This window comes from Clostridium sp. DJ247, assembly GCF_014231265.1.
This window is the reverse complement of record NZ_JABAIW010000095.1, coordinates 1-9324: the sequence shown is the minus strand read 5'-3', so window position 1 is coordinate 9324 and position 9324 is coordinate 1. Positions and strand designations below refer to the sequence as shown.

At 31.6% G+C, this 9324-nt stretch carries 7 protein-coding genes; all 7 read right to left on the bottom strand.

Going from position 1 to position 9324, the window contains the following annotated elements; genetic code table 11:
• Positions 1-235 precede the first annotated feature (235 nt).
• On the bottom strand, positions 236-1540 hold the full coding sequence (locus HGI79_RS21630; protein WP_185652741.1) for a DRTGG domain-containing protein: 1305 nt from the start codon (positions 1538-1540) through the stop codon (positions 236-238).
• A gap of 10 nt (positions 1541-1550) precedes the next feature.
• On the bottom strand, positions 1551-2504 hold the full coding sequence (gene whiA / locus HGI79_RS21625; protein WP_185652740.1) for a DNA-binding protein WhiA: 954 nt from the start codon (positions 2502-2504) through the stop codon (positions 1551-1553).
• An 11-nt stretch (positions 2505-2515) separates the two neighbouring features.
• Positions 2516-3847: a YvcK family protein gene (gene yvcK / locus HGI79_RS21620; protein WP_185652739.1), complete on the bottom strand. Its 1332-nt coding sequence runs from the start codon at positions 3845-3847 to the stop codon at positions 2516-2518.
• A complete protein-coding gene (gene rapZ, locus HGI79_RS21615; RefSeq protein WP_185652738.1) occupies positions 3844-4728 on the bottom strand; it encodes an RNase adapter RapZ in 885 nt (294 codons plus the stop codon). Before rapZ ends, yvcK begins: the two co-directional genes overlap by 4 nt.
• 291 nt (positions 4729-5019) lie before the next feature.
• Positions 5020-5937, bottom strand: coding sequence for a UDP-N-acetylmuramate dehydrogenase (gene murB, locus HGI79_RS21610; RefSeq protein ID WP_185652737.1), 918 nt, complete (start codon positions 5935-5937; stop codon positions 5020-5022).
• 265 nt (positions 5938-6202) lie between these two features.
• Complete coding sequence (gene uvrC, locus HGI79_RS21605) at positions 6203-8074, bottom strand: excinuclease ABC subunit UvrC (protein ID WP_185652736.1); 1872 nt, start codon at positions 8072-8074, stop codon at positions 6203-6205.
• 16 nt (positions 8075-8090) lie between these two features.
• Complete coding sequence (locus HGI79_RS21600) at positions 8091-8699, bottom strand: metal-dependent hydrolase (RefSeq protein WP_185652742.1); 609 nt, start codon at positions 8697-8699, stop codon at positions 8091-8093.
• Between the last annotated feature and the right edge of the window lie 625 nt (positions 8700-9324).

The window sequence follows — 9324 nt, the reverse complement described above, 5'->3', positions numbered from 1 at the left end:
GATTTTTTATCAAATTTTCGCTAAGACTAATAAAAAATATTTAAATGTGACTTCAACATTGGTAATATGTCCCTACGCATAAGTTAAATTTAAGTTGTGGTTATCTATACCAACGCCTGTATATCTGAAATATTGACAATATACTATAATTATATCACTAATTATAATATATTTTAATAGACTGTATTTTCCTTTAAATAATAAGAATGTAGTGAAATCACTACATTCTTATTATTTATCTCCTTAGTGTTTTCGCTGACAAAAGGGCCTTTGCCACCAGACCTTTCTTTTCATCAAACATATTAATTTCAACCTTGCAAAAGTTTCTTCCTGCATCTATTATGTCGGTAAATATTTCTATTTCACTATCCATTTGAACAGGTTTAACAAAGTATGTATTAATGCTATCAACAAGTATATTTATATTGTTTCTCTGTCTTATTGACATAATCCCCATAGTAGATAACAACATATTTAAAGAACTCCAAGAAGCAGTGCCTATAGGGTCTAGCATTTCTGCAGTTATTTTCCCATAAAAATGTGCCTTATCACCATTACTTTTAAATTCAAACTTTTTTAAAACTAAATCTTCTAAAGTCTCAGCTGCTTGTGGCTGCCTTGCCATATACTGAAGAGCCTTAATTACATCTCTTCTAGTTATTACCCCTACTAGTTTTTTATTTTTAACTACAGGAAATAGTTCGATACCCTCCCATGCCATTATATGAGCTGCATAGGCAACTGTAGTTTTTGGTGTAATAGTTATAGGATCCTTATGCATTATTTTGCCAATAGTTTCAGCATCATTTTCCTTATCTTTTAAATCTCTTAAAGTAACAATTCCTATTACCTTTCTCTCATCATCTATAACAGGATATCTTTGATGACCAGTACTTAACATAGACTCTTCCAATTTCTCCACAGTATCATTGGCTTTTAAAAAGTAGGGATTACTCTCCATGATATCCTCAACTAGAACTATATCTTTCTTTATTAAATTTTCAGATATAGCTTTATTTATCATGCTAGCCACAGTAAAGGTATCATAGGTAGTAGATATTACAGGCAGACACTTATCATTAGCAAGCTTTTTTACACTATCGCTGCAACCAAAGCCCCCAGTTATTAGCACTCCTGCACTATTCATTAAAGCAAGACTTTGAGCCTCTTCCCTATTACCTACTATTAATAGACAATCTGCTGTTACATATTTTTCCATAGCATCAATAGTCATGGCTCCTATAACAAGCTTATGTAAGGTTTTATGGATACCGTCCTTACCACCAAGTAAAGTACCATCAATAATATTTATTACCTCACCATAAGTTAAGGCTTCAATATGCTTCTTCTCTACCTTCTCTATTCTTACTGTTCCTACTCTAGGTATAGTTGTAACTATACCTAGGGCATCTGAGTCCTTTATAGCTCTATATGCCGTTCCATCACTAACACCTAAAACACTAGCTATGCTTCTAACAGAGATTTTCGTTCCAACTTCAAGTGAAAGTATATACTTGATTATATCTTCATGCTTTGACACAATCCTACTCCTACCTTCCTTCTTTTCTAAGCTCTTCTGCTATTTTTTCTATTCTTCTTAGTCTATGATTTACCCCAGATTTACCCACTGGTGGACTCAACATTTCACCTAATTCCTTCAATGACTCATCAGGATATTTTAACCTAAGTTCTGCAACCTCTCTTAGATTTTTAGGAAGTCTAGAAAGCCCTATTTCTTTCTGAATAAGTTTTATGCTTTCAACTTGTCTTACTGCAGCATTAACAGTTTTACTTAAATTAGCTGTTTCACAGTTTACAAGTCTATTTACATTGTTTCTCATTTCTTTCATAATTCTAACATTTTCCAGCTCTAAAAGTGATGTGTGAGCACTTATTATATTTAGGAGATCCACTATCTGTTCTCCTTCTTTTATATATACTATATAACTGTTTTTTCTTTGTATAACCTTTGAGTTTAAGCCGTACTCATTTATAAGCTTACTTAAATCCTCAGCATAATCATTATCATGAGTTACAAATTCTAAATGATAGGTCTTTTCAGGATTACTTATACTTCCGCCCCCTAGAAACGCACCTCTTATGTAAGCCCTTCTACAGTCTTCTGTAGCAACTATATTGCTTGGTATACTATAATCTAGTGAAAATATATTTTCTCTTTCCTTTAACAAACCAACTTCCTTTAGTAAATCCTTAACACCCATTTCTTCTGTTATTAAAATCATATATACATTATTTTTTTTCAGGGAATTACTTCTCTTTACCATTATTTTTGTATGAATATTAAAATGATCTTTCAACATCTTAAATATAAGTCTGGCTATAGCCGGATTTTCTGTAATAACCTTAAAGCTAAACTGTTTATTTCCACCTAAAAGTAAGGTTCCACTAACTTTCATTATAGCGGATAACTCTGCTATAGCTTCTTCTTTATTTATATCTGTATATCTGCAAACTTCATTCTTTACCTTTAATGAAAATGACATGTTGTTTCTCCCTACTTACTTTTATTTTCCTTCAACCTTTCAGATAAATAGAAGTACTCAATTATTTTCTTCCTATCGAACAGCAGCTTCTTATCCATAATAGTTTCTATTAAAATTGAAGCTAACTTCTCTGAATTATGTCTTATTAAACCATTTCTTACGGATATGAAATCACCTTCTATAACATTTACACCAAGATCTTTCACTGCTTCTTCATTTATTTTAACTAAATGAGATTCCTCATCCATATACTTTCCCTCTAGTTCATTGTTAATCTTTCCTATATTAATAACTACATAATCAACTACTTCACTGCCAGCATGCTTAAATATTGCCCTTATATGGTCTTCAACTCCAAAACCATCCGTTTCTCCTGGCTGAGTCATTATATTAGATACATACAGCTTTACTGCGGAGGTTTTTTGCAAGGCATTAGATATATCTTTAACTAAAAGATTAGGAATAACACTAGTATAAAGACTTCCCGGTCCTAATATAATAGCATCAGCTTCTAATATTGCCTCAACAGCCTCTTTAAGAGCTTTTGCATCTTTAGGCTCAATAAATATTCTATCAATAGAACTATTTTGTTTTAAGGACTCTTCTGGTATATTAGATTCACCATCCACAATATTTCCATTTTCCAGCTTAGCTTTCAAAACCAAGTTATCAAGAGTAACAGGCATTACTTTACCTGTTACTGCAAGTACTGAACTCATTTTGTGAACTGCCTCTTCGAAATTGCCTGAAATTCCATCCATAGCCGCAAGAAATAAATTTCCAAAGCTTTGGTTTTTAAGTCTTCCATCTTTAAATCTATATTGAAGAAGTTCCTCCATAAGAGGCTCTGTATCAGCTAAAGCCAAAATACAGTTCCTTATATCTCCTGGTGGAAGCATCCCTAGGTCTTCTCTTAAATCGCCAGATCCACCGCCATCATCCGCTACTGTAACTATTGCAGTTATATTGGAGGTATAATATTTTAATCCCCTTAACATAGTGGATAATCCCGTTCCACCACCTATTGCCACAATTTTAGGCCCTTTTACTAGTAACCTTTTTTCATATATTAGGTTTTCTAATTTTCTAGAATCCAAAGAAACATTTAAATATCCTTTATTTATCAAAGCAATTATAGATCTCATTCCTTGAGTTATAGAAATATATAGAACAAAAATTCCTGATAAAAAAAGGAATATATAAAAAGAAATATAGTACATGCTATAAAATCTCTGTCTCACAAACTCTAAAAAACCAAATATTATGAACAATATTCCCATAGATCCAAGCATAACCCATCTTTTTACCTTTATTCCAGGTCTAAGCCAATCTACAATTTTCATAGTTTCTTACCACCTTTATTAGTGTCTTCTTCTATATCTCTATGGTCTATATTTGCTTTAAAACCATAATCTTTAAGTCTTTGAAATATAGCATTGGCAATAGTTACTGAGCGGTGTCTTCCACCAGTACATCCTATAGAAACAATTAATTGCCTCTTGCCTTCTTTTAGATAACTAGGTATTAAGAATTTTAACATATCATCTAATTTCTCTATAAATTCCTGAGTTTCTTTAAAAGCCATCACATAATCACTAACAGGTTTATCATTACCAGAATATTTTTTAAGTTCAGGTATATAGTATGGATTTGGTAGGAATCTTACATCAAACACTAAATCTGAATCCACTGGTATTCCATACTTAAACCCAAAAGATAACACAGTTATTATCAGCTCCGTCTCTACTTGCCCCTCTTCTGCATATACCTTTGTTATTTCTTCTCTTAGCTCTCTTGTAGCAAGCTTAGATGTATCTATTATGTTATCAGCTCTCTCTTTTACTTCTCTTAATCTGTTTCTCTCCATTAGTATTCCATTTAATATTCTTCCGTCTGGTGCTAATGGATGCTTTCTTCTAGATTCCTTGAAGCGTTTCACTAATACCTCATCAGAGGCGTCTAAGAATAAGATCTCATGTTTATAACCCTGTTCCTTTAAGTACTTTAGACTTTCAAATAAATCGTCAAAAAATCTTCCACCTCTTATATCTATCACTAAAGCTATCTTATCTATTTTACCATCAGTTTCATAACAAGCTTCTGCAAATTTAGGTATCAATGTAGGCGGAAGGTTATCTACACAAAAGAAACCCAAATCCTCTAAATTTCTTATGGCTTGAGTTTTGCCTGCTCCTGATAGACCAGTTACTATAACAAATCTCATAGTTATCCCTCCTTACTTATAGCTTATACTTTACTATATATTCACATGACTTTATCCATTGGCTACCCATCCGTAAGACTCCCGCTTTTATAAACGGTAAGTTAACGGCTGCTATGGGCTGGATTGGTTCAACTAATACTCAGTGGGGTTAAAACTCTACTGAGTAAAGTTTTACTTTATCCTTATAATTATAACATAACAATTTCTAAGAAGGAATAGAAGATAAAATGGAGAATTTAACATAAACTAATGCCAAATTCTCCATCAATCGTTATCTATAATTATATAGTACTACTTTTCTTCACCTATTATTCTAACTTCTGTACAAAGCTCTACATTGAAGCTATCTTTAACTTTCTTCTGAACAATTTTTATTAAATTAAGTATATCTGCTGCAGTAGCATTACCCTTATTTATTATAAATCCTGAATGTTTTGTAGATACTTCCGCATCTCCTACATTCATACCCTTAAGACCAGCATCTTCAATAAGTTTTGCTGCAAAATAACCTTCAGGTCTTTTAAATGTACTACCTGCTGAAGGGTATTCAAGTGGTTGTTTATCATTTCTTCTATTATTTAACTCTTCTATTCTATTTTTTATCTTATGGTATTCTCCTACTTCAAGCTTAAATGTTACTTCCAATACTGTATAATCATATTTAAGTATAGAACTCATTCTATAACCTAACTCTAACTCATCCTTATTTAAAACCTTAATATTACCGTTATTGTCTATAACCTTTGCACTTTCTATGACCTGCGATATTTCTCCATTATAAGCACCTGCATTCATAGCAACAGCTCCGCCTACACTTCCTGGAATACCACAGGCAAATTCAAAACCGGTTAAACTGTTATCTAGTGCAATATCTGAAACCTTCTTAAGCTCTACTCCACTTTCACTGTTTATTGTTTCCCCATTTACTGTAATTTTATCAAGTTTAGATAACTTGATTACTACGCCTCTAATTCCTCCATCCTTAACTAGCAAATTAGAGCCATTGCCTATTATATAGTATGGAACGTTATCATCTTTACATAACTTTATAATATCTAATACCTGCTGAGAATTTTCAGGTGTTACTAGTATATCAACCGGACCTCCAACTTTGAAGGATGTATGTTTTTTCATAGGTTCATCTATTACTATATCTTTTGGATCTAATACCTTTGTAAGTTTTGTACTGAAATCTTTAAATCTATTCATGGCATATTCTCCTCGAAATTAAAATTATGTATCATATCTAGTATAATGTAAGTGGAAACCTTAATCAAGGCTTATATCTACTAGCTTTCCTTTTCCCTAAATATTTAATAAACCTATCCCCAGCAACATTTACAAAGATATGGTACTTTATATTCACACTTTTTAATACTTTTTCAAGCTTTATTGAAACTTTTTATTTAAAAGTACCGTTGTTTATTTCGATTAGAACATTTTTTTCTTTAGCTTTTTTATAATTTATTGCAAACTATTCCTTACCCTGGTTTTTAAAGTATTCAACTATGCTAGCTGCAGCTTTTTTATCTATAGAAGGAGTATCTATTATCTCTTCATAGCTAGCCTTTTTAATATTTTCTATACTACCAAATCGTTTAAGAAGTTCTTTCCTTCTTTTATCTCCTATATTAGGTATGTCCTCTAATACGGAGTGCAGTACCCTTTTGTTTCTTAGGCTTCTATGATATGTTATTGCAAATCTGTGTACTTCGTCTTGAACTCTGGTTATTAACCTCATAACATTAGAGTGCGATCTTATAATTATCTCTTCATTATTGTATATTAATCCCCTTGTATTATGTTTATTATCCTTAACCATACCACAAACCGGTATATCTAATCCAAAGTTTTTTAATACATCAATAGCTACGTTAACCTGCCCCTTTCCTCCATCCATGAGAATTAAATCTGGAAACACACAGAATTTTCCAGAGCCTAAGCTTAGGCTTCTCTCTTGAATCCCTTTTACCTCATCAAGACCATGTTGAAATCTTCTTGTTAATATTTCCCTCATGCTGTCATAATCATTTGCTCCTTTTACTGTGTTTATTTTAAATCTCCTATAATCACTATTTTTAGCTCTTCCTTCTTCAAAAACCACCATAGTTCCTACAGAATCTACTCCCTGAATGTTAGATATGTCATAGGCTTCTATTCTATGAGGAACATCCTCTAAATTAAGTATATCTGCAAGTTGTTGTAAAGATGTCTTAAAAATTTCTTTGTCTTGAATAAACTTTAATTTGAAGTGTTCTAAAGTCATTTTAGCATTCTTTTCAACAAGGTCTAGAGTTTGCTTTTTTTCACCCTTTTGAGGAAGCTTTATTAATACTTTACTGCCTCTTTTCATACCTAGCCATTGCTCTAATAACTCTCTATCATCAGCATCTGGTACATGTAAGGTTCTGGGAATATAAGCAGTTCCTCCATAAAATTCTTTAATAAAATCTGTTATAAGCTCTTTTGAAGTTATTCCTATGGTATTTTCCATTATGAAATGTTCCCTGCCAGTAATTTTTCCGTCCCTTAGAAAAAATATTTGAACACAGCTATCTTTATCATCACTATATACATTTATAAAATCCTCATCTTCAAAATTACCGGTTATTATCTTCTGCTTTTCTGTAACCTTATCTATAGCGGCGATTTTATCTCTTAAAACCGCAGCACGTTCAAACTCTAAGTTCTCAGAAGAATGTTCCATTTCTTCTTGAAGAGATTTTATGACTTTTTTATCTTTTCCAGATAACACATCTATGATATCACTAATTATTTTACTATACTCTGCCTTACTAATATACCCGCCACAAGGAGCTTTACATAAACCTATGTGGTAATTTAAACATGGTCTAGTTTTCTCCCCATTTTCTTGTATGAGTCTCTTACAAGTTCTAATAGGAAATATTTTCTTCAACAACTCTATAGTCTCATAAACTGCTGAAGAGTTTGGATAAGGTCCAAAGTACTTAGCCCCATCCTTAGATAAAATTCTTGTTATAAAAACTCGTGGAAAATCTTCGTTAGTAGTTATTTTTATAAAAGGATAATGCTTATCATCCTTAAGTAATATATTGTATCTAGGTCTGTGTTTTTTTATTAAATTACACTCAAGTATAAGTGCTTCCATTTCTGAGTCTGTAACTATATATTCAAATTCCCCTATATTTTTCACCATAGCTTTTACCTTTTCACTATGGTTTCGTGAACTTTGAAAGTATTGTCTTACTCTGTTTTTTAATACCTTTGCTTTTCCAACATAAATTATTTCCCCTAGAGAACTTTTCATTAAATATACTCCAGGTCTATCAGGCAATACCTTTAATTGATACTCAAAATCGAACACAAAATCACTCCTAAAACTATTTATATATAATACCTGGAAGCTTGTATATTATAAAAATTAGTCCCCCTATCATTAGTAATTCTTCTATAGCAGTGCCTGCTTTAGAATTTGTACTATAGGTAATAGGTAGTTTTACCTTCTTCTTCCTAAATGGATACCAAAGCGGAATTCCTTTATTAGTTGCCATATCGCACAATAAATGCATCCCATATCCGATCATAAAATAATACACTAAATATTGTATTCCATACATATTACCCATATAACCTACTATAAAAGAAAACATAATCATTCCTAAAAGACTATGAGTTAACCCATTTCTATGAGATGAAATGGCTACTATTATAAGAGATATTCCTAATGCTTTTACTACAGGTTCATTAGTATGTATATAATCATACCACAAAATCACTATACCCATACAAGAGTATAATGTAACCTTAGTAAGCTTATTTTTGAATGGAAGTATATATTTATTTATTATACTTTTAGGGTGGTCTATATCAGGCAAAACTGATGCCACAATAACAACCAATATTCCAAAATAATTAAATCTTCCCGGCAAACTGTTATAAATTGACAACAAAGTAACTATTCCAACTCCAGCATGAGTTTTACCCTTCATAGCTTCTCCTTTCATCATCATAAAATATCTATAGATATCCATGCCCGAAATTCAACTTATACTCCGGGGTATATTACCATGTTTCGTCACGTTAAATATTTTTAATTAGTCTAAAGCTCAAATTTGAGAAAAATCTAAGAACTTTGATAAACTCGCTATGCTCAAACATATCTAAAGTCCTAAGATTTTTTCTCAAATTTTCGCTAAGACTAATAAAAAATATTTAAATGTAACTTCAACATTGGTAATATACCCCTCCGTATAAGTTAAATTTAAGTTGTGGGTACCTATAGGTACGGAACTTTTAAATTTATTTTTAATGATACCATTATTGAGTATATTATATCACTAAAACATTAATTATTTTACTTTTTACAACAAAATTTCCCGGGAAACTATAAAATATTTACTCGAATAAAGTAATTATTTCCATACTTTAACTAAAATTTTTAATACAAAAATCCCTACTAGTTAACACTCCCAAAATTCTCTAATCTTGAAAGTGTTAACTAGTAGGGATATGTTAAATCTTCAGCCCATACCTATCGTATATAGATAACCTCAACTTAAATTTAACTTATACGTAGGAATATGCTGCCAAAACTGAAGGCACATTTAAAAACTT

Excerpts from the sequence above, each read along its gene's own strand:
- rapZ (WP_185652738.1), bottom strand. The coding sequence starts at position 4,728 with ATGAGATTTGTTATAGTAACTGGTCTATCAGGAGCAGGCAAAACTCAA.
- yvcK (WP_185652739.1), bottom strand. The coding sequence starts at position 3,847 with ATGAAAATTGTAGATTGGCTTAGACCTGGAATAAAGGTAAAAAGATGG.
- whiA (WP_185652740.1), bottom strand. The coding sequence starts at position 2,504 with ATGTCATTTTCATTAAAGGTAAAGAATGAAGTTTGCAGATATACAGAT.
- HGI79_RS21600 (WP_185652742.1), bottom strand. The coding sequence starts at position 8,699 with ATGAAGGGTAAAACTCATGCTGGAGTTGGAATAGTTACTTTGTTGTCA.
- murB (WP_185652737.1), bottom strand. The coding sequence starts at position 5,937 with ATGAATAGATTTAAAGATTTCAGTACAAAACTTACAAAGGTATTAGAT.